The following is a 25,468-nucleotide window of genomic DNA, read 5'->3' as shown; positions in this document are numbered from 1 at the left end:
TGGTTGAAAGTTGGCGGAACCGTCGTGTCTTCGTGCTCGGCGATATCATGCTCGACCGCTTCGTCTACGGTGAAGCCGAGAGGGTGTCGCCGGAGGCTCCGGCGCTCGTTCTGCGTTACCAGAGCGAGGCGACGACCCTGGGCGGGGCGGGCAATGTTGCCCGCAACATCGCGGCGCTCGGAGGCCACGCCATCCTCGCGGGCGTGATTGGGCGGGACGCCGAAGGGGACCTCATCGCCGATAGGCTGGTGGGGGCGGATGGCATCGAGGGGCGATGGGTGCGCCCTGCGGGCGTTCCCACTACGGTCAAGACCCGGTATGTCTCCGCAGGCCAGCAGTTGATGCGCTTCGATCGAGAAGCCGTCCTCGTTCCGGACGAGGAAGTGATTGCCGATCTGGTACGCGCCATCGAGCGGGAGATCGAGACGATCGATGCGATCGTTCTCTCCGACTACGCCAAGGGCGTGCTGGCGCAGCCGGTGATCCGGCGCGTGATCGATCTGGCGAAATCGCGCGACATTCCCGTCGTCGTTGATCCCAAGACCCGCGACGTCCATCGTTACGCCGGTGCCACGGTGCTTACTCCGAATACCCTTGAGGCGTCGGCGCTGTCCGGCACCGACTGCTCGTCCGATGACAGCGCAGCCGCGGCCGCCCGGGCCATCAGCATCAGCGCCGATGTGGCGGCAGTGGTGCTGACGCGTGGTGCCAAGGGCATGATGATCTGGGACACGCGGCATGCGGCGGACGGGGTGATAGCCATTTCCACCGCGGCGCGGGAAGTGTTCGACGTGTCCGGGGCCGGCGACACGGTGGTCTCCGCTCTGGTGTTGGGGCTTGCCGCCGGCGCGACCGTCGCGGCGAGCGCCCGTGTCGCGAATGCCGCCGCCGGTATCGCGGTCGGCAAGCGCGGAACGGCGGTGGTGCACGCCCATGAGCTCGTGCGCGTTCTGGGGCGTGGCGCAGATGGCAACACGAAGATTGTCGCCGGATCCCAGGCCGCGGAGATCGCCGCCAGCTGGAAGGCGGATGGGCTGGTCGTCGGGTTCACCAACGGCTGCTTCGACCTGATCCATCCAGGCCATATCGAACTGCTCAGGAAAGCCCGAGCCACCTGTGATCGCCTGGTGGTGGCCCTCAACACGGACGCGTCGGTGCGGCGCCTGAAGGGCGAGACGCGGCCGATCCAGAACGAGACGGCGCGGGCTATCGTGATGGCCGCCATCGATAGCGTCGACCTTGTCACGCTGTTCGATGAGGATACACCCCTTAGCCTCATCGAGCTGCTGCGGCCGGATCGGCTGATCAAGGGGGGTGACTACTCGGTTGCCACCGTCGTCGGCGCCGACGTGGTGGCCTCATATGGGGGCGAGGTGGTCATCGTGCCCCTGGAGGCGGGACAGAGCACCACGTCAATCGTCGCGCGCAGCCGAGGCGGCGGGCGGGGCTGACCTTCGGCGCCGGCCGCCGCGGCCGGCCGGATGGCATTTCGTACCATCCAGCGTGTCGCGGCGCTGGACGAAGGCCGCTTCAGCCCACCGCGATCTCCTTGCCGCTCGCACCCCATTCGGTCCACGAGCCGTCATAGAGCGCGAGCGGCTCCTTGCCGATCATCTCCAGCGCCACCCACAGGATGGCAGCCGAGACGCCGGAGCCGCATGAGGTGATCACCGGGCGTGACAGATCGAGGCCCGAGGCCTCCACCGCCTCCAAGATCTCTTCCGGCGGCAGCAGGCGGCCGTCCTTCACCAGCCGCCCGTGGGGCAGGTTGAGGGCGCCGGGCATGTGACCGGAGGGCAGGCCTTCGCGCGGCTCCGGCGCCTCGCCACGAAAGCGGGCGTCCTGGCGGGCGTCGAGCACCTGCGCGCCGCCGGTCTTCAGCGCCCGGTCCACGCGTTCGATATCGGCGACGATGGAATGGTCGAGGCGGGCGGTGAATATGGCGGGCAGGCGCCGGACCGGGCCGTCCTCCACCGGACGCTCCTCGGCGAGCCACTTGGGCAGGCCGCCGTCGAGGATCTTCACGTCCTGCGCGCCGAAGGCCCGGAAGGTCCACCACACGCGCGGCGCCGAGAACAGGCCGAGGGAATCGTACACCACGACCCGCAGCCCGTCGCCGATGCCCAGCGCGCCCATCGCCACCGCGAAGCTGTGCGGGTCTGGCAGCATGTGGGGGAGGGACGTGGAGTGGTCGGCGATGGTGTCGATGTCGAAATGCACCGCGCCGGGAATGTGCCGCTCCAGATACTCCTTGCGGCCGTCGCGCCCGGCATTGGGCATGTGCCACGAGGCATCCACCACCACGAGGTCCGGCGCGCCGAGATTGGCGGCGAGCCATTCGGTGGAGACGAAGGGGCTCGCGGACGTGTCGGCGGTCGCGCTCATGGGGCCTCTCTTGCGGGCTGCTTCTGGGTCGGGGCGGGCGACGTCCTCGGCCGGAAGCGCGCAGGTGTCAAGTTTCACACCAGGACGTTCGGCACCTCGGCCGTGCGCTCCAGCCATTCCGGCACCGGCAGGTGCTTGGAGCGCAGGAATTCCGGGTTGAACAGCTTGGACTGGTAGCGCGTGCCATAGTCACACAGGATGGTCACGATGGTGTGGCCCGGGCCCATCTCCTTCGCCAGCCGCACCGCCCCGGCCACGTTCACGCCCGACGAGCCGCCGAGGCACAGGCCCTCGTGCTGGAGCAGGTCGAACACCACCGGCACCGATTCCTCGTCGGGGATCAGGAAGGCGGTGTCGATGGGGGCGCCTTCCAGGTTCGCGGTGATGCGCCCCTGGCCGATGCCCTCGGTGATGGAGGAGCCCTCGGCCTTCAGCTCGCCGGTGGTGTAATAGGAATAGAGCGCCGCACCGGGTGGATCGGCGAGGCCGATCTGGATCTTCGGGTTGCGCTCCTTCAGCGCGATGGCGATGCCCGCCAGCGTGCCGCCGGTGCCCACGGCGCAGATGAAGCCGTCCAGCTTGCCGCCGGTCTGCTCCCAGATCTCGGGGCCGGTGGTGTCGATGTGCGCCTGCCGGTTGGCCACGTTGTCGAACTGGTTGGCCCAGATGGCGCCGTTCGGCTCGGTTTTCGCAAGCGCTTCCGCAAGGCGCCCGGAGACCTTCACATAGTTGTTGGGGTTGGCATAGCCCACCGCCGGCACCTCCACGAGGGTGGCTCCGGCGAGCTTCAGCATGTCCTTCTTTTCCTGGGATTGGGTGTCGGGAATCACGATCACCGTGCGAAAGCCCAGCGGCGCCGCCACCAGAGCGAGGCCGATGCCGGTATTGCCGGCGGTGCCTTCAACGATCACCCCACCGGGGCGCAGCTCGCCGCGCGCCACCGCGTCCCGGATGATGCCCAGCGCCGCGCGGTCCTTCACCGACTGGCCGGGATTGAGGAACTCGGCCTTGCCGAGGATCTCGCAGCCGGTTTCCTCGGACGCGCGCTTCAGACGGATGAGGGGAGTATTGCCGATGGATTCTACAAGGCCGTTACGGATCATGAGAAGAGCAAGCCTTCAATGAATGTGGAAAGCACGTTACCCAAGCGCGCCGGCCGCATCAACATGACAAATTTCATGATTTTCGCGTGGATTCCAACGCCCGCAGCGCCCGCTCCCGTGCTGCCGCGTGATCCACCAGCGGGCGCGGATAGGTGATGCCGAGCCGCACGCCCGCGGCGGCGAGGGTGTCGGCGTCCGCTGTCCACGGCTTGTGGATGAGGCGGGCGGGGAGCCTGGCCAGTTCCGGCACGAAGGTGCGCACATAGGTGCCGTCGGGATCGAATTTCTCGCCCTGGGTCACCGGATTGAAGATGCGGAAATAGGGGGCGGCGTCGAGGCCGGAGCCAGCCACCCACTGCCAGGAGGCCGGGTTGCTGGCGGCGTCCGCATCCACCAAAGTATCCCAGAACCAGGCCTCGCCCTCCCGCCAGTCGATGAGGAGGTGCTTGGTGAGAAAGGAGGCAACCGCCATGCGCACCCGGTTGTGCATCCACCCGGTCTGCCACAGCTGGCGCAGGCCGGCGTCGATGAGCGGATAGCCGGTGCGCCCCTTCTGCCAGGCCTTCAGCTCGCCGGGGCACTCGCGCCAGGGAAAGGGATCGAAGGCCTCCTGGATGTTGCGCCGGGCGAGGTCGGGCACCTCGGCGAGGAGGTGGTGGGAGAATTCCCGCCAATAGATCTCGGCCTCGAACTTGTCCGCGTCGCTCCCCGGAACCGTGCCTGCGTCCGCCGCGTGGCGGATGGCGAACAGGACCTGGCGGGGCGAAAGCTCGCCGAAGCTGAGATGCGGTGACAGGCGGGAGACGTGGTCGGCCGCCGGCAGGTCGCGGCCGCCGGCATAGCCCGCAAGGTCCTCGCGGATGAAGGCCGAAAGCCGCGCCTGGGCCGCCTTTTCCCCCACCGTCCAGGCCGTGCGCAGGCCGCCGGCCCAGTCGGGATGCTCCGGCTCCAGGCCGAAGCTGTCCAGCGCCTCGCCTTCGGGGGGATGCGCCATGCCCTTGAGCCGGTTCGGCGCGCCAAGGGGCGGGGTCAGCCGGCGGTCCTTCATGGCGGCGCGCTGGAAGGCGGAGAAGGTGCGCGGCATGCGGCCCGCGCCGCCGCGGACGCTGCCGGGCGGATGCAGGAGATGCGCGCAGAAGGCGAGCACCTGCCGATCCTCGGCGGCAAGGCGGGCGGCGACCGCGTGGTCGACCTTGGCCGCCTGCGCCCCGGAACGGCCGTTGAAGGCGACGCGCGCCGCGCCGAGTGCGGCCGCAACCTCCGGCACCAGGCGCGTCGCCGGGCCTCGGCACAGGATGAGCGGTATTCCGAATTGCTCGAGTTCGGCCCGCAGCGCCCGCAGCGACTGCGCGAGCCACCATTTCGCGGCCCCGCCGAGGGGGCGCAGGCCGGGGCTGTCCTCGTCGAAGACATAAAGCGCGGCGACGGGGGCGCCGGCCTCGGCCAGAGCAGTCAGCGCCGGGTTGTCGGCAAGGCGCAGGTCGTCGCGGAACCACAGGAGGGAAGGGGAGGCGGACATGGCGCTCCTCCTACGCGGACGGGGCGCAAAGGTTCACTCCCTTTCCGGGAATGACGCAAGGGGGCATCGCCCCCTTGCGGCTCAGTGGTGAATGTCGACGTCGCGCGTTTCCTTGCCGAGGATCAGCGCGATCAGCGTCAGGATCGACATGGAGGTGAGGTAGACACCCACCCAGAACGGGCTGCCGCCGCCATAGCTCCACAGGGCCACGGCGATAAAGGGCGCGACTGCCGCGCCGAGGATGGACGAGACGTTGTAGGAGATGCCCGAGCCCGTATAGCGCACATTGGCCGGGAACAGCTCCGGCAGCAGCGCGCCCATGGGCCCGAAGGTGAGGCCCATGAGGGTGAAGCCGATGATGAGCCACGCCATCACCCCCACCGGGCCGGCGGCGAGCATGGGCACCCAGGTGAGGCCGAAGACGGCGATGGCCGTGGTGATGGCGATGAGCGTGCGCCGGCGGCCCCAGCGGTCGGCCCAGGGGCCGGACACCAGGGTGAAGATGCCGAAGAACACCACGCCGACGATCATCATCAGCACGAAGGTGCGGTAGTCGTAGCCGAGGCCCGGCAGCCCGCCCGGCTGCGCCGGGGTGATGGCGGCGCGGCCATAGCTCAGCGAGAAGGTGGTCATCAGGTAGAACAGCACGTAGGTGGCGAGCATGTAGAAGGTGCCGAGGATCAGCTCGCGCCAGTAGGTGATGAAGGCCGAGGCCAGCGGCAGCTTCTGGATGCGGCCGCGCTTGACGGTGTTCTCGAACGCTTGGCTCTCCACCAGGCTGAAGCGCACCCACAGGCCGACGATCACCATCACCGCCGAGAACAGGAACGGAATGCGCCAGCCCCAGGAGAGGAAGGCGTCGGACGGCCGCGAGGGATCGGCCGACGGCATCAGCGCCGCGATGATCAGGAACAGGCCGTTGGCGATGATGAAGCCGATGGGCGCGCCGAGTTGCGGGAAGGTGCCGTAGATGGCGCGCTTGCCGGGCGGGGCGTTCTCGGTCGCCACCAGCGCGGCACCGCTCCATTCGCCGCCGAGGGCGAAGCCCTGGGCGAGGCGCAGCACCACCAGCAGCGTGGGTGCCAGCCAGCCGGCGGTGGCATAGGTGGGCAGCAGGCCGATGAGGAAGGTGGCGACGCCCATGGTGAGCAGGGCGCCCACCAGCGTGATCTTGCGGCCCTTCCTGTCGCCGAGATGGCCGAAGAAGATGGCGCCGAGCGGCCGCGCCACCATGGCGGCGCCGAACACGGCGAAGGAGGCGAGCAGCGCGGTGATCGGGTCGCTCGCCGGGAAGAAAAGGTGCGGGAACACCAGCACCGCCGCCGTGGCATAGACGTAGAAGTCGTAGAACTCGATCGTCGTGCCCACGAGGCTCGCGAGGATGACGCGGGAGCGCGGGTTGGCGAGTGCGGGCGCGTCGGCGGTGGCGGCGACGGTGGTGGACATCCTGTGCTTTCCAACGTTTTCGCTCGCCCACCGGGCCGGGGCATGACCGCGCGAAGGATGGGCGAGGAGCGGTAATTTTCTGTCGCGACGGATCGGAGGGAGGGCGTCCGGCGCACGGGCGGATTGGGGCGCGTGATAGATTATTGCGGCACCCTTAGCCATAGCACACCGTCCAGAGATCTGCAGAGGCGCCATGTGTTTCGCGCATGGCGCGTGCGTTGCCGGAGCCGGCCCTGGGCCATCGGGCTCCCGCGATTTGGGGCAGCCGGCGCTGGGCCGTTGGGCGGTGCCCGAGTAAGATTCGCCTCCTTGGCGCAGACCAAAGCCGACCGCGCCGGATGACGGCCCGACGACGAATGCGCCGCCAGTCTGTGGATGACGGTGATGACTATATCTTGTGGCCCGGGCGACACGCGGCTGTTCAACAGGGGCGGGAATCGAGCCGAGACAACGCCCGTTAAGGGTTTGCTAAGGGGCGTTCGCTTACTATATCTAGTAGGAGCGGGGGTGCTGCTACCACAAGCCGTGGCAAAAACGGGTTTGACCCAACGGCCAGACTCGCACTAGCGTTCGGGACCTGAGCGACGGGCTTTCCCACGAGTATGGGTTGGTGAGTGCCTGCCGCGTCCCCGAGATCAGAGCCTGAACGACCGCCACGGCGCGGCGCCCTGCGCCGTGCCTGCCGTACCGTGACGACTGCCACATTCATCTGCTAGACAAATCGGCCCGCATGGGGCCGAGCCAAGGAGCACCGGTCATGCGCGTTGAACGTCGCTACACGCAAGAGGGTCGTTCCCCTTACGCGGACATTCCGTTCCGCGAGACCGTGAGCGAGATCCGCAATCCCGACGGATCGGTGGTCTTCCGCCAGGAGGGCATCGAGGTCCCGGCACAGTTCTCGCAGGTGGCCAGCGACATCCTCGCCCAGAAATATTTCCGCAAGGCCGGCGTGCCGGCGCGCCTGAAGAAGGTGGAGGAGAATTCCGTTCCCTCCTTCCTCTGGCGCTCGGTTCCCGACGAGGCGGCGCTGGCGGCGCTGCCCGAGAAGGAGCGCGTCGTCGGCGAGATCTCCGCCAAGCAGGTGTTCGACCGGCTCGCCGGGACCTGGACCTACTGGGGCTGGAAGGGCGGCTATTTCGACGGCGAGGCCGACGCCCAGGCCTTCTTTGACGAGCACCGCTACATGCTCGCCATGCAGATGGCGGCGCCCAACTCCCCCCAGTGGTTCAATACCGGCCTGTTCTGGGCCTACGGCATCGACGGCCCGGGGCAGGGCCACTTCTACGTGGACCACGAGACCGGCGCGCTTCAGGCCTCCACCTCGGCCTATGAGCATCCCCAGCCGCATGCCTGCTTCATCCAGTCGGTCAGCGACGACCTGGTGAGCGACGGCGGCATCATGGACCTGTGGGTGCGCGAGGCGCGCCTGTTCAAGTACGGCTCCGGCACCGGCTCCAACTTCTCCGCCTTGCGCGGCGAGGGCGAGCGGCTCTCCGGCGGCGGGCGCTCGTCCGGCCTCATGAGCTTCCTCAAGATCGGCGACCGCGCGGCGGGCGCCATCAAGTCCGGCGGCACCACGCGCCGCGCCGCCAAGATGGTGGTGGTGGATGCCGACCATCCGGACATCGAGGCTTATGTCGACTGGAAGGTGATCGAGGAGCAGAAGGTGGCGGCGCTCGTCACCGGCTCCCGGCTCAACGCCAAGCATCTCAAGGCCGTGCTCAAGGCCTGCGTGAACTGCGAGGGCGAGGGCGACAGCTGCTTCGAGCCGGAGAAGAACCCGGCGCTGAAGCGCGAGATCAAGGCCGCCCGCAAGGCCGGCGTGGCCGACGCCGCCATCCGCCGCGTCATCCAGTATGCCCGCCAGGGCTACAAGGACATCGACGTCGCCATCTACGACACCGACTGGGACGGCGAGGCCTACATCACGGTGGCCGGCCAGAACTCCAACAATTCCGTGCGCGTCACCGACGACTTCCTGCGCGCGGTGGAGGCGGACGAGGACTGGCAGCTCATCCGCCGCACCGACGGCAAGGTGGCAAAGACGGTGAAGGCCCGCGAGCTGTGGGAGAAGATCGGCGCCGCCGCCTGGCACTGCGCCGACCCCGGCATCCAGTTCCACACCACTGTGAACGACTGGCACACCTGCCCGGCCGCCGGCGAGATCCGCGCGTCCAACCCGTGCTCGGAATACATGTTCCTCGACGACACGGCGTGCAACCTCGCCTCGCTGAACCTGCTGCAGTTCCGCGATGCCGAGAAGCGCTTCGACGTGGAGAGCTACGAGCACGCGGTACGGCTGTGGACCGTGGTGCTCGAAATCTCCGTGCTGATGGCGCAGTTCCCCTCGCGCCGCATCGCCGAGCTGTCCTACGAGTACCGCACCCTCGGCCTCGGCTACGCGAACATCGGCGGCCTGCTCATGTCGAGCGGCATCTCCTATGACTCGCCCCAGGGCCGCGCCATCTGCGGCGCGCTCTCGGCCATCATGACCGGCGTATGCTACGCCACCTCCGCCGAGATGGCGGCGGAGCTCGGCCCGTTCCCGGCCTACAGCGCCAACGCCCAGTCCATGCTGCGGGTGGTCCGCAACCACCGCCGCGCCGCCCACGGCCTCGCCGACGGCTATGAGGGCCTTTCCATCGCCCCGGTGCCGCTCGACCACGTCTCCTGCCCGGACATGCGCCTCGTCGCCCATGCCACCGCGGCATGGGACAAGGCCCTGGCCCTGGGCGAGCACCACGGCTACCGCAACGCCCAGGTCTCGGTGATCGCCCCCACCGGCACCATCGGCCTCGTCATGGACTGCGACACCACCGGCATCGAGCCGGACTTCGCCCTGGTGAAGTTCAAGAAGCTCGCCGGCGGCGGCTACTTCAAGATCATCAACCGCGCCGTTCCGGAGGCGCTGCGCGCGCTCGGCTATGGCGAGGCGGACATTGCCGAGATCGAGGCCTATGCGGTGGGCCACGGCTCGCTGGCGCAGGCTCCGGCCATCAACCACTCGACGCTGCGCGCCAAGGGCTTCGACGACGCGGCCATCGCCAAGGCCGAGGCGGCGGTCAAGACCGCCTTCGACATCAAGTTCGCTTTCAACCGCTGGACCTTCGGCGAGGAATTCCTCGCCCAGGCCCTCGGCGTGCCCGCCGCCCAGCTGGCCGATCCGAAGTTCGACCTCCTCGGCTTCCTCGGCTTCTCGAAGGCGGACATCGACGCGGCCAATGTGCACGTCTGCGGGGCGATGACCCTGGAAGGCGCGCCTCTCCTGAAGCCCCAGCACCTGCCGGTGTTCGACTGCGCGTCTCCGTGCGGCCGGATCGGCAAGCGCTACCTCTCGGTGGAGAGCCATATCCGCATGATGGCGGCGGCGCAGCCCTTCATCTCGGGCGCCATCTCCAAGACCATCAACATGCCCAACGACGCGAGCGTGGAGGACTGCAAGGCGGCCTACCTGCTCTCCTGGCGCCTCGCGCTGAAGGCCAACGCGCTCTATCGCGACGGCTCCAAGCTCAGCCAGCCCCTCAACGCCCAGCTGGTGGCGGACGAGGAGGACGAGGACGATGCGGTGGAAGCCCTCGTCGCCCAGCCGAACGCGGCGCGTGCGGCCACCGTCACCGAGAAGATCGTCGAGCGGGTGGTGGAGCGCATCGTCGAGCACCGGGTGCGCGAGCGCGAGAAGATGCCCGATCGCCGCAAGGGCTATACCCAGAAGGCGGTGGTGGGCGGCCACAAGGTGTATCTGCGCACCGGCGAATATGATGACGGCCGCCTCGGCGAGATCTTCATCGACATGCACAAGGAGGGCGCGGCGCTTCGCTCGCTCCTCAACAACTTCGCCATCGCCATCTCGCTCGGCCTGCAGTACGGCGTGCCGCTCGAGGAATATGTGGACGCCTTCACCTTCACCCGCTTCGAGCCTGCGGGCCCGGTGCAGGGCAACGACACCATCAAGTACGCCACCTCCATGCTCGACTACGTGTTCCGCGAGCTGGCGGTGTCCTATCTCGGCCGCAACGATCTCGGCCACGTGGACCCCCACGAGACCGGCTTCGACGCCCTCGGCAAGGGCGTGGACGAGGGCAAGGCGCCGAACCCGGCCAACCGCGTCGTCTCCAAGGGCCTGGTGCGGGGCAAGACGGTGAACCTGCTGGCGGCGCAGCCGGTCTCGACGGAGCCTCGTTCCGGCACCGACAACGTGACGGTGCTGCGTGCCCGCACGGACGGGGCCACGGCCCTGAAGACCGACACGGTCGAGCTGAAGGAGCCGACGCCCGAGGTGGAGGAGCTGGAGGCGGCGGTCGAGAGCCTGATGGAGAAGACGCTGCCGTGGTCCGCCACCGCCCGCAAGGCGGAAGCCCGCGCCGAGGCGCGGGCCAAGGGCTATGAAGGCGAGGCCTGCCCCGAGTGCATGAACTTCACCATGGTGCGCAACGGCACCTGCCTGAAGTGCGACACCTGCGGCGGGACGACCGGCTGCAGCTGAGGGTTTTTCAGGTTGGTTGAAAAATAGCTGGGACGCCATCTGCCCGGGACTGTAGTCCCGGGCAGATGGAAGCGTGAGGCATGGCGGAGCTACGTGCCTTTCGCGCCGGGGGCTAACAGTCCTGTATCATTCGAAGTCACGCCGCGTTTTTGATCGTCAGTCCATCTTTGAGAAACACGTCCTTGTCGCTGGCGATGGACGGGCTAGGAAACCGATCGCCGCCTTGTCCGGGCCAGGCGGGTGCGCACGAACCGGATCTCGTCCATGCGCGGAAAGGCCGGGACACCGGCGGGCCCGCGAGGTCACAGCCTCAGGTGGCGGGTTGGAGCGCGCTCAGGCGGCGATGTGGACGCGGCTACCAGAAACCCTCGCTCCGGGCGGCGTCAGTCGCCGGTGATCAGCACCTCCGGGACCTCGTTGGGGTCCTCGATGTCGAGCCCGTCTTCCTCGGCCAACTCCACATCCACCAGGCACACGTCGCCGTCATCGATCACCACCTTGATCGACTTGAGAGCCTGACCCTGGCACGGGCCAATGAAGCACTGCCCGGTGTCGAGATCGAACTTGGCGTGATGCCGGGAGCAGGTGAGGAAGTTGCCCTCCTCGTCCATGAACTCCCCGGGAAAGCCGTCCAGGCGGGCACCTTGGTGCGGACAGGCATTCTCGAAGCCGTAGAAGGTATTCGCCTTCCTCGTAATGAGGATGGGCCAGCGCTGCCGGGCTCCGGTCTCGTCGAGCCGCGCAAGCACGAACCCGCGCGCGTCCCCGTCGTCGACTTCGTAGGTGGCGCAGACAGCAAAAAGCTCACTCATGGACCGTGCCTCACCCCGATATGCGCGGCGCTGACCCCGAAAGGGAAGCGGACATGTCGGCTCGGAGCAAGAACCACGCCATCGTCGGGCCCTGAAGGATTCTATAAAGCGGGTCGTCGGCCCGCAGGTCAACTGTCGTATTCCCGTCAAAGTGCCAGCTTGAGAACGAGGATGCGCCAAGCAAGAGCCTCGTCGTGGGGTGAATGTCCGCACCAGTGAATACGATGACGGCCACCGCGGCAAAATCCGTATTGACCTGCGCAAGGCGCTGGCGGCGCAGGCAGAGCCTGTGCCGCGCCATGGTCGCCTCACGACCCCGCGAGGCGTCGGCGCAAGAAGATGCCAGCCGGAATACAGTAACACAGCAAATAGGCAATCACGGTGCCCCACACTGCTCCTGCAACTCCGATTTCCGGGATGAGCACCAGCTTCATCCCGAAAGCGAAGATACCTGTGGTGAGGGTGGTGATGACCAGGAACTTCAGCGCGTTGGCGCCGTAGAAGTACATGGACGCCGCCACCCCGCCGGCTTCGGCGACCTTCCAGAAGCCGAGCCCGAGCAGCAGCAGGAAGGGAGGCGATATGGCGCCACGCGTCCAAAGTGCTGTGATTTCCTGCCCTCCCAGCACCAGGATCGCCGAAAGTGCGAAGGCGCAGGCGACGGAGATCTTGAGGGAGCGGATGACGATGTTCTTGATCCAGGGCCGGTCGCCGCGGGAGATGGCCTCTCCATAAGCGGGCCACAGCGGTTGGAGCGCCATGGCCAGCAGAGCGCCGACAACCCCGAACAATTGGACGGGCACCGCGTAGGTCGCCACTGCTCCTGCGCCGAGCAACTGGGCAATGATCAGATTATCAGAATGTACGAAGAAGGCTGAGATGACCTGCAGGGCGACAAACATAACGCCAACGCGCGCAATGGTCTTCATGCTCCCGCGCGAGGCGAGCAGGAGGCTCGGCCTGAGATCGGGGCGCCAGAAACCGAACAGGACAACGGTATTGGCTAACGAGGCGACCAGCGGCAGGCCTGCGAGGGGGAAGACGAGCCACGGAAGCCCACCTTCGTAGGAGATGACGATAAGGATGCCGATAAGGCCCAGCAGGCTACCAGCGCACTGCCAGATGCCGTTTCCGAACCCCTGCTGAAGGCCGATCTGCACCCGCTGCACCACACCGATCGGAATGGCGAGGGCAAGGCAGGTGAGGAAAACCGCGGCTGCTGGACCGGCCTCGGCCTGCGCTTGAGCACTATGGACATTGAAGGCGCTCGCCCACGGAATATAAGGGTATGCGAGCACGAGGGCGATCAACATGGCGGCGGCGATGCTGCCGAGGATGAGGTAGCCGCTGGAGATGATCGCGCGCATCGCCTGCGTGTCATCTTTCCCATTTGCATGAGCGATTGCATTGAGGATGCCGTTTCCCATCCCGAGATCGGCGAAGGACAGCAGCATCGACAGGGATGTGATGAGCATCCAGAGCCCGTACCGCTCAGTGCCGAGATAATGGATTGTGAGCGGCACGGAGATCAGCCCAGTCGAGACTGATGTGAGCTTCGCCACAGCCCCGGCGAGTGCTGTAAGCGCCGCCCGGCGCATCCGCTCCTTCGAGCGTCCCTCTTCCGTCGATTTGTCGAAGGGTCGAAGCCGGATGACCGACAGCGTGCGACTGATCTTAGCGTAAATCGCCCCGAGCCTGGATGTGCGGTTGGCCATCACTGCCTCGAACATCCGACGCTGTTTCCTGCTGCGCGGCGCGCTGTTTTACCAGCGATCGATCCTGTCGGTACGGCAAACCCGTGGGCGCCGAAACCAGCCCGTTTGGGGGGCGCCAACCCGTCACATGCCATGCAGGGCAATCGTACCTCGCGTCAGGCGCACCCGTTCGAATGAAGAGGGGTGCGGCCAAGGGGGCTTCCCTCTACTGGCTATTAAAGAGCGGCAACCTGTTTTTATGCACCGCACAATCGCCGGGACAGGGGATTAAGCCGTGGACCGCGAAGGTCGCCTGCGCCGACACGAACAGGGGCGCCTGCCCTATCGTCAGATAAGGCCACGCTAAATTTCCTTTGAGCTGACACCGGCTTGCGCCATCCTGAACGACCCGAACGGCCTAAGGTCAGCCAATCCTGTCTTTAGGCGAAACGGAGCCGTCGCCCATGACGCTTTCGACGCCGCGTCCGCCCGCGACCCTTGCCAGCCGCATGCTGCGACCGACCTTGGATCTCGTCTTCAGCCTTTCATGGGTGTGTTTCGCCCTGCCCGGCCATACACATGAATGGTATCCGGCCTATTGCTGCTCAGGGCAGGACTGCTACGAGATCATGCAGGACGAGGTGGAGTTCGCCGGTCAGGGTTATTTCATAAAGGCCACCGGCGAATATTTTCCGCGTGATGCGGTGCCCGAAAGCCCCGACGGCAAGTTCCATCGCTGCTCGGTCGGCGGGCAGAAGCAGGGGCGCACGCTCTGCCTATTCGCTCCCGCGCCGGCCTTCTGATGGCTGGGACCCAAAAAGGCAGGCCCGCTAACGCCAGCCTCTTCGAGCGAAGTTCGGACGCGGACCATCAGTCCACATCCTCAACCTGATCCGGGCCGCCGCCATAGGCGCGCTGGGCCAGGGCCGCCTGCATGAACGGGTCGAGGTCGCCGTCGAGCACCTCCTGCGGCGTGCCGGAGGTGATGCCGGTCCGCAGGTCCTTCACCAACTGGTAGGGCTGCAGCACGTAGGAGCGGATCTGGTGGCCCCAGCCGATATCGGTTTTGGCCGCCTGTTCCGCCATGGCCTCCGCCTCGCGCTTCTTCAGTTCCAGGTCGTAGAGCTTGGCGCGTAGCATGTTCCAGGCGGTGGCGCGGTTCTTGTGCTGGGAGCGGTCGCCCTCGCTCACCACGGCGATGCCGGTGGGAATGTGGGTGAGGCGCACCGCCGATTCGGTCTTGTTCACGTGCTGGCCGCCGGCGCCGCCGGAGCGCATGGTATCCACCCGGACGTCGGCTTCCTTGATGTCCACCACGATGCGATCATCCACCACCGGATAGACGTCCACGGAGGCGAACGAGGTCTGGCGGCGGGCGTTGGAATCGAAGGGCGAGATGCGCACGAGGCGGTGCACGCCGGCCTCGGTCTTCAGCCAGCCGTAGGCGTTGTGGCCCTTGACCTGGATGGTGGCGGACTTCAGGCCGGCCTGCTCGCCCTGGCTCTCGTCCATCAGCTCGACCTTGAAGCCGTGTCGCTCGCACCAGCGCCGGTACATGCGCAGCAGCATCTCCGCCCAGTCCTGGCTGTCGGTGCCACCGGCGCCGGCATGGACTTCCAGGTAGCTGTCGTTGGAATCGGCCTCGCCGGAGAGCAGCGCCTCCAACTCGCGGCGCGCCAGCTCCGCCTTCAGCCCGTCGAGGGCGGAGGCGGCTTCGGTGATGACGCCCTCGTCCCCCTCCGCCTCCCCGAGCTCGATGAGCTCCATATGGTCGGCGAGGTCGCGCTCCACCCGGTCGATGGCGGAGAGGCCATCTTCCAGGGTGGTACGCTCCTGCATCAGCTTCTGCGCTCGTTCCGGATCGTCCCACAGCTTGGGGTCTTCCACGATGGCATTCAGCTCGGCGAGCCGCCGGCGCGAGCGATCCACGTCGAGATGGGACCGCAGGAGGTCCAGGGAAGCTCTGATCTCGTCGACCTTCGCGGCGAGTTCCGCGCGCATGGCTTTTCGTTCTCCGGCTGAGGGCCGCGGAAAATAGCGGCGGCGGGCATGGGTGTAAACGGACGTGCACGGCGAGGCCATTGGCGTCCGGCGACAAGGGCGGGCCGGGGCAGGTGGAGGGAAGCCGGAAGACAGCCCCTCGACCGCGCCCTCACCGTGCGGCTCCGATCAACGCGGGTGTCCCTGCGCATGAGGCGATGGAGCGCATGGACGCCTTCGGGTTTCAACCCGAGATATGCACATCCTCCTCGCGCATCTAAAAATCGGACACATGGTGACTCGAGCCACATCGCTTCGCGCTTCCATGCAATGAGAACATATTGCGAACGGAGAACAAAACATGTACGAAGGTCGGGCGTGCATTTCCCCTTGCACCGGCACTGGAGCGCGGCGATGACTCAGGCGACACTCCGACTCGTCGAAGGTTCTTCCATGGACAAGACCAAGGCGCTGGATGCCGCGCTCTCTCAGATCGAGCGGCATTTCGGCAAGGGCTCGATCATGCGGCTCGGCAAGGGCGGCAAAGCGCTCGAGATCGAGAGCATTCCGACCGGATCGCTGGGGCTCGACATCGCGCTCGGCATAGGCGGGTTGCCAAAAGGCCGCGTGGTGGAAATCTTCGGCCCGGAATCGTCGGGCAAGACGACGCTCGCGCTTCATGTGATCGCCGAATCGCAGAAGCGGGGCGGCACTTGCGCCTTCATCGACGCCGAGCACGCGCTCGATCCCATCTATGCCCGCAAGCTCGGGGTCAGCCTCGACGACCTCCTCATCTCCCAGCCGGATGCGGGCGAGCAGGCGCTCGAGATCGCCGATACGCTGGTGCGCTCGGGCGCCGTCGACGTGCTGGTGGTCGATTCGGTGGCGGCGCTGACGCCGCGCGCCGAGCTCGACGGCGAGATGGGGGACAACCAGCCCGGCATGCAGGCTCGCCTCATGAGCCAGGCGTTGCGCAAGCTCACCGCTTCCATCTCCAAGTCCAACACGATGGTGATCTTCATCAACCAGATCCGGATGAAGATCGGCGTCATGTACGGCTCGCCGGAGACCACGACCGGTGGCAATGCGCTTAAATTCTACGCTTCCATTCGTCTCGATATCCGCCGGATCGGCATGATCAAGGAGCGCGACGAGGTTGTGGGCAACCAGACCCGCGTGAAGGTGGTGAAGAACAAGCTCGCCCCGCCCTTCAAGCAGGTGGAGTTCGACATCATGTACGGCGAGGGCGTGTCGAAGACGGGCGAACTGCTCGATCTCGGCGTCAAGGCCGGAGTGGTCGAGAAGTCCGGGGCGTGGTTCTCCTATGACAGCCAGCGCCTCGGTCAGGGGCGGGAGAATGCCAAGACTTTCCTGAAGCAGAACCAGGAGGTGGCCGGGCGCATCGAGGCGGCCATCCGCCAGAATGCCGGCCTCATCGCGGAGAAGATCCTCGCGGGAGATCCGGAGGTGGACGCCGACGGGGATGCTGCGGACGCCTGACGGGCGCATTAGCGCCCTGTCTGCATGTCCTTCTGCGTTCCGGTGCGCAAAGGCGTTTCTGGACAAGCGCCGGGCCCGTCGTTAAACGAACCCGGTTCCGGTGGGCCGTGCGCGGCATGGTGCGGCGCGTGCCGGGACCGCGGGGTGCGCCATCCGGGCGCAGGACGCGGAGCGATCACAGAAGCCGGCTGCCTGTGCGGCCCGGCGCCCAGGGGACAGTGGCCGGCACATGAGCGGCGTCAACGAGATCCGATCGAGCTTCATCGATTTCTTCGTGAAGGAGGGGCATGAGGCGCTGCCTTCCTCCCCGCTTGTGCCGCACAACGATCCCACCCTCATGTTCACCAATGCGGGCATGGTGCAGTTCAAGAACGTCTTCACCGGCGTCGAGAAGCGGCCCTATTCCCGCGCGGTGACATCGCAGAAGTGCGTGCGGGCAGGCGGCAAGCACAACGACCTCGACAATGTGGGCTACACCGCCCGGCACCACACCTTCTTCGAGATGCTGGGGAACTTCTCCTTCGGCGACTATTTCAAGGAGCGGGCCATCGAGCTCGCCTGGAAGCTCATCACCGGAACGTTCGAGCTGCCGCGCGAGCGCCTGCTCGTCACCGTCTACAGTGAGGACGAAGAAGCGTACGGCCTGTGGAAGAAGATCGCCGGCCTGCCCGACGAACGCATCATCCGCATCGCCACCTCTGACAATTTCTGGTCCATGGGCGACACCGGGCCGTGCGGGCCGTGCTCGGAGATCTTCTTCGACCACGGTCCGAACGTGCCCGGCGGCCCTCCCGGCTCGGCGGACGAGGACGGCGACCGCTTCATCGAGATCTGGAATCTCGTCTTCATGCAGTATGAGCAGCTCCCCGGTGGCGAGCGGGTGGGGCTTCCGCGCCCGTCCATCGATACCGGCATGGGGCTCGAGCGGGTCTCCGCGGTGCTCCAGGGCGTGCACGACAATTACGACACCGACCTCATGCGCGCCCTCATCGCCGAGGTGGCGGAGCTTACCTCGGTGGATCCCGACGGACAGCAGAAGGCGAGCCACCGTGTCATCGCCGATCACCTTCGCGCGTCCGTCTTCCTGACCGCCGACGGTGTCCTGCCGTCCAACGAGGGACGTGGCTACGTCCTGCGGCGCATCATGCGCCGGGCCATGCGCCATGCCCAGCTGCTCGGCGCCAAGGATCCGCTGATGCACCGTCTGGTTCCGGTGCTGGTGCGCGAAATGGGGCGCGCCTATCCGGAGATCGTCCGCGCCGAGGCTCTCGCCGAGGAGACCCTGCTGCTCGAGGAGACGCGCTTCCGCCGCACCCTCGATCGCGGCCTGTCCATCCTCGAGGAAGAGAGCGCCGGGCTCACGTCCGGCGCGCGTTTCCCCGGCGAGGTGGCATTCAAGCTTTACGACACCTACGGCTTCCCCCTCGACCTCACGCAGGATGCGCTGCGTGAGCGCGGCATTACGGTGGATACCGATGCCTTCGGCGCGGCCATGGCCCGTCAGAAGGCGGAAGCCCGTGCCAATTGGGCGGGATCGGGCGAGGCTGCCACCGACGCCGTCTGGTTTGCCCTGCGGGATAAGGTTGGGGCGACGGAGTTCCTCGGCTACGAAACCGAGAAGGCGGAGGGGGTCGTCACCGCCCTCGTGCGCGAGGGTGCGGAGGCGCAGAGCCTGTCGGCCGGCGAAACCGGGCTCGTCGTGCTCAACCAGACACCGTTCTATGGGGAATCGGGTGGCCAGGTGGGCGACGCGGGCCGCATGACCGGCGAAGGCGGGGTCGTTGCCGAAGTCCGCGCGACCCAGAAGAAGCTCGGCGACCTCTTCGTCCATGACGTGAAGGTGGAGGCGGGTACGCTCAGGCCGGGCACGGCGTTGGTGCTGGAAGTGGACCATGCGCGCCGCGGCGCCGTGCGCGCCAACCATTCCGCCACCCATCTCCTGCATGAGGCCCTGCGTCGCGTGCTCGGTGACCATGTGGCGCAGAAGGGCTCGCTGGTGGCGCCGGACCGGCTGCGCTTCGACTTCTCCCACCCCAAGCCGCTCTCCGATGCCGAAGTGGCGGAGGTGGAGGACATCGCCAACCGCTTCGTGCTGCGCAATGAACCGGTGGAGACGCGGATCATGGCGGTGGACGACGCCATCACCTCCGGCGCGCGGGCCTTGTTCGGCGAAAAGTATGGCGAGGAGGTGCGCGTCGTTTCCATGGGCACCGACGACGGCAATGGCGCGCCTTATTCGGTGGAGCTTTGCGGCGGCACCCATGTGAGGCGGACCGGCGACATCGGGCTCATTTCCGTGCTGTCGGAAAGCGCGGTCGCGTCCGGCGTGCGTCGCATCGAGGCGCTTACCGCCCGGGCGGCGCGCCGTCACCTCAATGCCGCCGCCGCCTCGCTTGCGGCTTCGGCCGCGACGCTGAAGGCGCCGGTCGCCGAGGTGGAGGCGCGGGTCGCCTCGCTGGTGGAGGAGCGGCGGCGGCTCGAGCGTGATCTGGCCGACGCCCGCAAGAAGCTGGCCATGGGCGGCAGCGGCCAGGGCGGCAGCGATGCGGTGCGGGTCGTGGGCGACGTGAAGCTGATGGCCCGGCAGGTCGAGGGCATCGAGATCAAGGATCTCAAGGGTCTCGTGGACGAGGGCAAGAAGCAGCTCGGCTCCGGCGTGGTGGCCGTCGTCGGGGTGACACCGGATGGCAAGGCTGGGATCGTGGTGGGTGTGACGGCGGACCTCACCGCGCGCTTCGATGCGGTGGCGCTGGTGCGGCGGGGCGCCGAGGCGCTGGGGGGCAAGGGCGGCGGTGGCCGGCCGGACATGGCCCAGGCCGGCGGTCCCGACGGCGAGAAGGCGGAGGCGGCGCTGGCGGCGATTGAGGCCGCGCTCTCTCTCTGAGAGTGAGAGGACGATTCGCCGATACGGATGGTCCCCATCTGTCGCGGTCGACCCGCTGGGGCAGGGTGCTCCGGCACCGGTGCTCCTCCGGGTCGGCGACGGCTTCGGTCCTTTGGACACAGGATGGACGGGCGACATGCCGCGTGTCGGGTATGCGTCGGCGGGTGTCGTACGGAACATGTCGGCGACATGTCGGCTGGCGTGGATGCGTCGGGCCGGCGGCGCGGGCCCTGGGCGCCCCATCCTCCTGCCCCATGGTGCCGTGGCCGGGCGCGGGGGCGAGGCCGGCGGGCTGTGGAGCCCTCGAAACGGGGCCGGCGGACCGTCTTCGAGGCGGAGGGGCCGGGCCGGCGCTTCGGATGATCGGCCTCGGCCCGCGGCATCAGCGGCGAGGCGCCGGCGGTGGCCTCGGGCGCGGTTCGTGGTGGGCCGGCGGTGCGGTTCGGGTGGAAGGGCCCACAGAACGCGGTGTCCTTCGTCCCAATGATGTGCGGGCGCGCGTCCTTTCCGGAGGAGCGCCGTCACCGGGCGCGGGCTTCGCCAGGCGCGGGCGATCACCGGGCGTGGGTCATCACCGTTCGCAGCGCGTGGCTCGCGGCGCATGGCTCGCGGATCATGGCTCGGCAGGCGGGCCGGCTGCGTTCGGTGGCATGTGTCTCGTTCGCGGAAGTCCGCCTGCTCGGGCACCTTGCGGCGGGTGCGCAGGTCTCGTTCGCGGCGGCCGGGGCCATCCTCGGCCGCAGCGCCAACGGTGGCGGAATAGCATCCCCGGTTTGGGTCGCAGGGGGCATGGCGAGCGGTCGGGACCTTCGGGGGCGTGGGGCGAGGCATGCGCCATGCGGGAGAGGTTCCAGGGGAAGTGGCTTGGTTGGAAGTGCCCCCTTGGGAAGCGCCCCCCGGGGAAGTGTTCCGGGGGGAACTGCCCCGGGAAGGAAGTGCCTCGGGGGGGAATGGGCGCGCGCTGGTTGTTGCAGGAGGCCCGCATCGGTCTGCCCCCACGGCGCCGGCGGCTTTCAGTCGCGATGCAGGGGGCACGATCATCGTGCGGCATCCGGGCATTCGGCCGCGGTGCGTCGCGGTAGCGGCCGGGATCGGGCCGGGCGACACGGGCGTGGCGTGCGGGGTGATTCAGGGGGTATGTGAACAATCCGCCGCCGCGCATGCGCGCATTCCTCTTGCCTCCCGCCGCACGGGCCGGCTGCGATGCTCCGGCAGGGGGCATCGGGCAAGGACCAGGGGGCACCGGGCATGATGCGTGGGATGGATGTCCGGGGACGCAGCTGTCCTGTCCCAGGCGCGGTCGCCCGGCCGGGCGGGTGGGTCGAGAGCTTCGGGAGCGTGGCGTGACGGACGACTGGAGCGGGATGTGAACGACACTCTCCTCAAGGATGCGTTCGTCTATCTGCTCGCGGCCGGGGTGCTGGTGCCGCTGTTCCACCGCGCGCGCATCGGGGCCGTGGTGGGCTTCATCGCCGTGGGCGCGATCCTCGGCCCGCACGGGCTCGGTCGCCTCGCCGAGAGCCTGCCGGCGATCCGCTTCGTCACCATCTCCAGTCCTGAGCGGGTGGCGCCCTTCGGCGAGCTGGGCGTGGTCTTCCTCCTCTTCCTGCTCGGCCTCGAATTTTCGGCGCCGCGTCTGTGGGCGCTGCGGCGCGAGGTGTTCGGCGTGGGGTGCCTTCAGGTGCTCTTCTGCGGCGCCGCCCTCGCCACCGGCGCGGCGCTGGGGGCCGATCACGATGCCGGAGTGGCCCTGGTGGTGGGCTTCGCGCTGGCGCTGTCGTCCACCGCGGTGGTCGGACAGCTGCTGCGCGACCAGCACCGCTCCCTCGCCCCCTCGGGCAGCTGGTCATCGCGGTGCTGCTGTTCCAGGACCTGATGGTGGCGCCGATCCTGCTCTCGGCGGAACTGCTGGGGAAGGAGGGCGGCAGCGTCTTCGCGCTCGCCGCCGCCGCGCTGGCAAAGGCCGCCGGCGCCGTGGCGCTGATCCTGGTGGCCGGCCGCTTCGTGCTGGCGCCGCTGGTGGCGGCCGCCGCCTCCACCCGCTCGCGCGAGCTGATTATGGCGATCACCCTGGTGGTGGTGGTGGGCTCGTCCGCGCTCACCCATGCCGCCGGCCTTTCCGCCGCGCTGGGGGCGTTCCTGTCGGGCATGATGCTGTCGGAAACCGCCTATCGCCACCAGATCGAGGTGGACCTGGAGCCGTTCAAGGGCCTGCTGGTCGGCGTGTTCTTCGTCACCGTGGGCATGAGCGTGGATTTCGCCGCCGTGCTGCCGCGCCTGCCGGCGGTGCTGGGGGCGACCCTCGCCTTGCTCGTGGTCAAGAGTGCCTTCTCCTATCTCGCCGCGCGCATCATGCGCGTGGGCCAGCCCATCGCCGCGGAATCGGCCATCCTCCTTGCCCAGACCGGGGAGTTCGCCTTCGTTGTGCTCGGCCTTTTGTCGGCGCGGGGCACGCTCGCGGCGGGCGATGCCGGCGTGCTGGTGGCGGTGGTGGGGCTGAGCCTTGCCACCACCCCCCTCCTGGCGCGGCTCGGCGTGCTGGTGGGCCGCCGGCTGGATGAAAAGGCGCACGGCGATCTGGCGGCCGGCGAGGCACCGGTCGCCAGCGCGCTGGTGGTGGTCGGCGGCTTCGGGCGGGTGGGGCGGCTGGTGGCGCAGGTGCTGGAAGAGGAGGGCGTGCCGTTCGTGGCGGTCGACAACGATCCGCGCCGGGTGGCGCAGGAGCGGGCGGCGGGCCGGCCCGTCTATTTCGGCGATGCCGGCCGCGCGGAGATCCTTGAGCGGCTGGGCGCGGAAGGGGCGCAGGCGTTCGTCGTGACGCTCGACGCCCCGAGCGCGGCCGAGCGCATGGTGGCCGCGGTGCGGCGGCACTGGGGGGCTGCCGTGGTGATCGCCCGCGCCAAGGACGCCGAGCATGCCCGCCGGCTCTCCGCCCTCGGGGTGGCTGATGTGACCCCGGAAGCGACCGAGGCGAGCCTCCAGCTGGCGGCGCGGCTGCTCGCGGCGCTCGGCCTGCCGGAGGATGTGGTCGCCGCGCGCATCGAGCGGACACGCGACGCGGTGCGCCGCGAAATCGAGCGCGGCACAACCAACGATGGGGCCTGAGGGATGAACCGCGACACGGCGCGACGGCGCGCCTTCGATATCCTCGAGCGCGACCTGCCGGGCGACCGGGTGGCGGACGTGGTGCACTATTTCCTGATCGCCACCATCCTGCTCTCGGTATCGGGGGCGGTGCTGGCCACGGTGCCCTCACTGGAGATGCGCGACACCTGGTGGTTCGCCGCCGGGGAGCATGTGGCGCTCGCCGTCTTCAGCGTGGAGTATCTCGTCCGGCTGTGGGTGGCGCCGGAACATCCCCTGCGGCGCGGGATGTCGCCGCAGCGGGCACGGCTCGCTTATGTGGTGACGGCGCCGGCGATCATCGATCTGCTCGCCATCGCGCCGCTCTTCTTCGCCCTGGTGCACGAGCACGATTTCCACGCGGTGATGGTGCTGCGCCTGCTGCGTTTCCTGAAGCTCGCGCGCTATTCCTCCGGCTTCAACGCGCTGTATCTCTCGGTCAAGCGCGAGCGCTACGCGCTGTTGTCCTGCTTCCTCATCCTGTGCTCGGGCGTGCTCATCGCGGCCACCGCCATGTATCTGGCCGAGCGCACCATCCAGCCCCAGCAGTTCGGCTCCATCCCGGCCGCCATGTGGTGGGCCATCACCACCCTCACCACCGTCGGCTATGGCGACGTGGTGCCGGTGACCACCGTCGGCCGCATCATCGGCGGCATCACCATGGTCTCCGGGCTGGTGATGCTGGCCCTGCCCATCGCCATTATCGCCAGCTCCTTCTCGGAGGTGATCTCCAAGCACCACTTCGTGGTCACATTCTCCATGATCTCGCGCCTGCCGCCGTTCTCGGAGCTGGAGGCGCCGGTGCTGGGCGACCTGCTGCCGCTGCTCAACTCGCGCAATTTCGACCGCGGCCACCAGGTGGTCCGGCGCGGCGAGGCGGCGGAGCACCTGTTCGTGGTGCTGGAGGGCCGCCTGGAGCGGGAAGCATCGACCGGGGGCGGCGTCGAGATGCTGGGGCCGGGCGCCGTGTTCGGCCTCCTGCCCGGGGCCAGCGGCGCCCAGGCGGTGGCGGTGCGGGCGGTGGCCAAGTCGAAGATCCTCGCCATCGAGGAGAACGAGCTGCACGTGCTCGCCCTGCGCCACCCGGTGGTGGTCGGCCGGCTGATGGCGGCGGCGACGCGGAACGCCGGCGCCTGAGTGCCGGTCAGGAGGCGCAGGTCAGGAGGCGCAGGTCTGGGGAGGAAGTCAGGTCCGGGGCGGAAACAGGATGTCCTCGACAAGGTCCATGGCGCTGCTTTCCGACAGGGTGGCGGCGAGGGCGGCGCAGCGGGCCCGCGTGTCGGCCACTGCGCCGGCGGCGTGCCGCTCGATCGCCTGCGCCATCAGCTCGGCGTCGCCGGGCAGGATGATCGTGGCGGCGTCCTCCAGAAAGTCCGCGAGCTCCGTGCCCGGCTCGGCGGTGACGAGGATGGGGCGGCCGCTCGCCAGCATGCCGCCGAGCTTGGACGGCAGGACCAGATCCGCCGTGCTCGCCTGCTGCGGCAGCAGGTGCAGGTCGCAGGTGCTCAGGAACTCGGGCAGGCGCTGGTAGGGCTGGAACGGCAGGAAACAGACATTCGCCAGCCCCTCCGCCCGGCTCTGCAGCTCCTTCCGCGAGGGCCCTTCGCCGGCAATGGCGAACACGATGTCGGCGCGGTGCGACAGGCGCCGGGCAGCCTCCACCACCACGTCGAGGCCCTGCTTGGGGCCGATATTGCCCGAATAGAGGGCGACGAAGGCGTCCCGGGGCAATCCGAGCTCGTCACGGTAGGCGAACGCCGTCTCCATGGGCTGGATGTGACCGAGGTCCACCCAGTTCCGCACCAGGGCGATGCGCTCCGGCGCCACGGACTTCTCGGCGATGCGCTCCGCCATGCGCTGGGAGATGGTGATGATGGTGTCGAACCGCCTGAGGCAGAAGCGCTCGAACGCCCCGGCGAGCTTCTTCAGCCCTCCCGCCCCGCCGAGATGGCCCACGGCGAAGGCGGCATCCACCTCCAGGTCCTGCACATGCAGCACGGTGCGCGCTCCCGCCAGCTTCGCCGCGAGCAGCACGAACGGCGCGGCGAACAGGGTCGGCTCGATGGAGAGCACCGTGTCGGGCCGCAAGCGCAGCGCGCGCCACACGGTCACCGGGGCGGAGGTGGCGGCGAACGACAGGGGGGCGATGAGGCGCCAGACGCCGCCCATGGCCTCGCGCACGAGAACCGGGCAGCGGAACAGGCGGGCGCCATCGCGGGCCTCCCGGGAATAGCGGTTGCGGTAGGGGGGCTTCACCGTCCAGCCGGGATAATGGGGTGGCGCGGTCACCACCTCCACCTGGTGCCCGCGGCGCGCCATGGCCGCCACCAGCTCCCCAGTATATTTGCCGCAGCCGGTGAGCTCCGGCGCATGGTTCATGGCGGAGACGAGGAGCTTGCCCATGAAATTGCCGTCCGTGAGGTCGCCGGGATGGCGCGCGCCGCAGTCCCAAACTAGAGATAGTATTCTTAGGGTTCAAGCTGCGCCGGCGACCCGGATTTGCAGATCTGCCCGCATGCGCGTTGCAGCTCAGGTTCTG

The 25,468-nt window shown here is 68.1% G+C and carries 15 protein-coding genes and 1 pseudogene; 8 read left to right on the top strand and 8 right to left on the bottom strand.

Features of this window, described 5'->3' with window-relative positions:
- The first annotated feature begins 47 nt into the window (after positions 1 to 47).
- The gene (rfaE2, locus tag EZH22_RS23190) at positions 48 to 1,451 is read left to right on the top strand and encodes a D-glycero-beta-D-manno-heptose 1-phosphate adenylyltransferase (protein WP_203192765.1); all 1,404 of its coding nucleotides are present in this window, start codon (positions 48 to 50) and stop codon (positions 1,449 to 1,451) included.
- Positions 1,452 to 1,530: 79 nt separating this feature from the next.
- On the opposite strand, the gene sseA is transcribed toward rfaE2, so the two are convergent.
- From sseA to EZH22_RS23170, 4 genes are all read right to left on the bottom strand, one after another.
- The gene (gene sseA / locus EZH22_RS23185) at positions 1,531 to 2,385 is read right to left on the bottom strand and encodes a 3-mercaptopyruvate sulfurtransferase (protein ID WP_203192764.1); all 855 of its coding nucleotides are present in this window, start codon (positions 2,383 to 2,385) and stop codon (positions 1,531 to 1,533) included.
- A 74-nt stretch (positions 2,386 to 2,459) separates the two neighbouring features.
- On the bottom strand, positions 2,460 to 3,488 hold the full coding sequence (locus tag EZH22_RS23180; RefSeq protein WP_203192763.1) for a cysteine synthase A: 1,029 nt from the start codon (positions 3,486 to 3,488) through the stop codon (positions 2,460 to 2,462).
- Between the two features lie 73 nt (positions 3,489 to 3,561).
- Positions 3,562 to 5,007 (bottom strand): cryptochrome/photolyase family protein, encoded by a 1,446-nt coding sequence (locus tag EZH22_RS23175; protein ID WP_203192762.1) that lies wholly within the window; start codon positions 5,005 to 5,007, stop codon positions 3,562 to 3,564.
- A gap of 81 nt (positions 5,008 to 5,088) precedes the next feature.
- The gene (locus EZH22_RS23170) at positions 5,089 to 6,453 is read right to left on the bottom strand and encodes an MFS transporter (protein WP_203192761.1); all 1,365 of its coding nucleotides are present in this window, start codon (positions 6,451 to 6,453) and stop codon (positions 5,089 to 5,091) included.
- Positions 6,454 to 7,210: 757 nt separating this feature from the next.
- On the opposite strand from EZH22_RS23170, the gene EZH22_RS23165 reads away from it, so the two are divergent.
- Positions 7,211 to 10,936, top strand: coding sequence for a vitamin B12-dependent ribonucleotide reductase (locus EZH22_RS23165; RefSeq protein WP_203192760.1), 3,726 nt, complete (start codon positions 7,211 to 7,213; stop codon positions 10,934 to 10,936).
- A 383-nt stretch (positions 10,937 to 11,319) separates the two neighbouring features.
- Here EZH22_RS23165 and EZH22_RS23160 read toward each other — a convergent pair whose 3' ends face one another.
- Complete coding sequence (locus EZH22_RS23160) at positions 11,320 to 11,748, bottom strand: Rieske (2Fe-2S) protein (protein ID WP_203192759.1); 429 nt, start codon at positions 11,746 to 11,748, stop codon at positions 11,320 to 11,322.
- A 308-nt stretch (positions 11,749 to 12,056) separates the two neighbouring features.
- Positions 12,057 to 13,478: a lipopolysaccharide biosynthesis protein gene (locus EZH22_RS23155; RefSeq protein ID WP_203192758.1), complete on the bottom strand. Its 1,422-nt coding sequence runs from the start codon at positions 13,476 to 13,478 to the stop codon at positions 12,057 to 12,059.
- A 428-nt stretch (positions 13,479 to 13,906) separates the two neighbouring features.
- Here EZH22_RS23155 and EZH22_RS23150 point away from each other — a divergent pair, with 428 nt between their 5' ends.
- Positions 13,907 to 14,245, top strand: coding sequence for a hypothetical protein (locus tag EZH22_RS23150; RefSeq protein ID WP_203192757.1), 339 nt, complete (start codon positions 13,907 to 13,909; stop codon positions 14,243 to 14,245).
- Positions 14,246 to 14,312: 67 nt separating this feature from the next.
- Here the strand turns inward: EZH22_RS23150 and prfB are convergent, their stop codons facing one another.
- On the bottom strand, positions 14,313 to 15,443 hold the full coding sequence (prfB, locus tag EZH22_RS23145; RefSeq protein WP_203192756.1) for a peptide chain release factor 2: 1,131 nt from the start codon (positions 15,441 to 15,443) through the stop codon (positions 14,313 to 14,315).
- 393 nt (positions 15,444 to 15,836) lie between these two features.
- Between prfB and recA the strand changes: the two genes are divergently transcribed.
- The 5 genes and pseudogenes from recA to EZH22_RS23120 all read left to right on the top strand — a co-directional run bounded on the left by recA (position 15,837) and on the right by EZH22_RS23120 (position 24,066).
- Positions 15,837 to 16,922, top strand: coding sequence for a recombinase RecA (recA, locus tag EZH22_RS23140; protein ID WP_203192755.1), 1,086 nt, complete (start codon positions 15,837 to 15,839; stop codon positions 16,920 to 16,922).
- A 229-nt stretch (positions 16,923 to 17,151) separates the two neighbouring features.
- A complete protein-coding gene (gene alaS / locus EZH22_RS23135) occupies positions 17,152 to 19,806 on the top strand; it encodes an alanine--tRNA ligase (protein ID WP_203192754.1) in 2,655 nt (884 codons plus the stop codon).
- 1,264 nt (positions 19,807 to 21,070) lie between these two features.
- Positions 21,071 to 22,272, top strand: a pseudogene (locus tag EZH22_RS31995) (cation:proton antiporter domain-containing protein); the annotation flags it as partial.
- Positions 22,273 to 22,281: 9 nt separating this feature from the next.
- A complete protein-coding gene (locus tag EZH22_RS31990) occupies positions 22,282 to 22,911 on the top strand; it encodes an NAD-binding protein (RefSeq protein WP_231711574.1) in 630 nt (209 codons plus the stop codon).
- A 3-nt stretch (positions 22,912 to 22,914) separates the two neighbouring features.
- Positions 22,915 to 24,066, top strand: coding sequence for a cyclic nucleotide-gated ion channel (locus tag EZH22_RS23120; RefSeq protein ID WP_203192751.1), 1,152 nt, complete (start codon positions 22,915 to 22,917; stop codon positions 24,064 to 24,066).
- 48 nt (positions 24,067 to 24,114) lie between these two features.
- Here the strand turns inward: EZH22_RS23120 and EZH22_RS23115 are convergent, their stop codons facing one another.
- Positions 24,115 to 25,332, bottom strand: coding sequence for a WcaI family glycosyltransferase (locus tag EZH22_RS23115; RefSeq protein WP_203192750.1), 1,218 nt, complete (start codon positions 25,330 to 25,332; stop codon positions 24,115 to 24,117).
- Between the last annotated feature and the right edge of the window lie 136 nt (positions 25,333 to 25,468).

This window comes from Xanthobacter dioxanivorans (assembly GCF_016807805.1).
Classification (GTDB): domain Bacteria; phylum Pseudomonadota; class Alphaproteobacteria; order Rhizobiales; family Xanthobacteraceae; genus Xanthobacter; species Xanthobacter dioxanivorans.
This window is presented reverse-complemented; position numbering and strand designations above follow the sequence as displayed.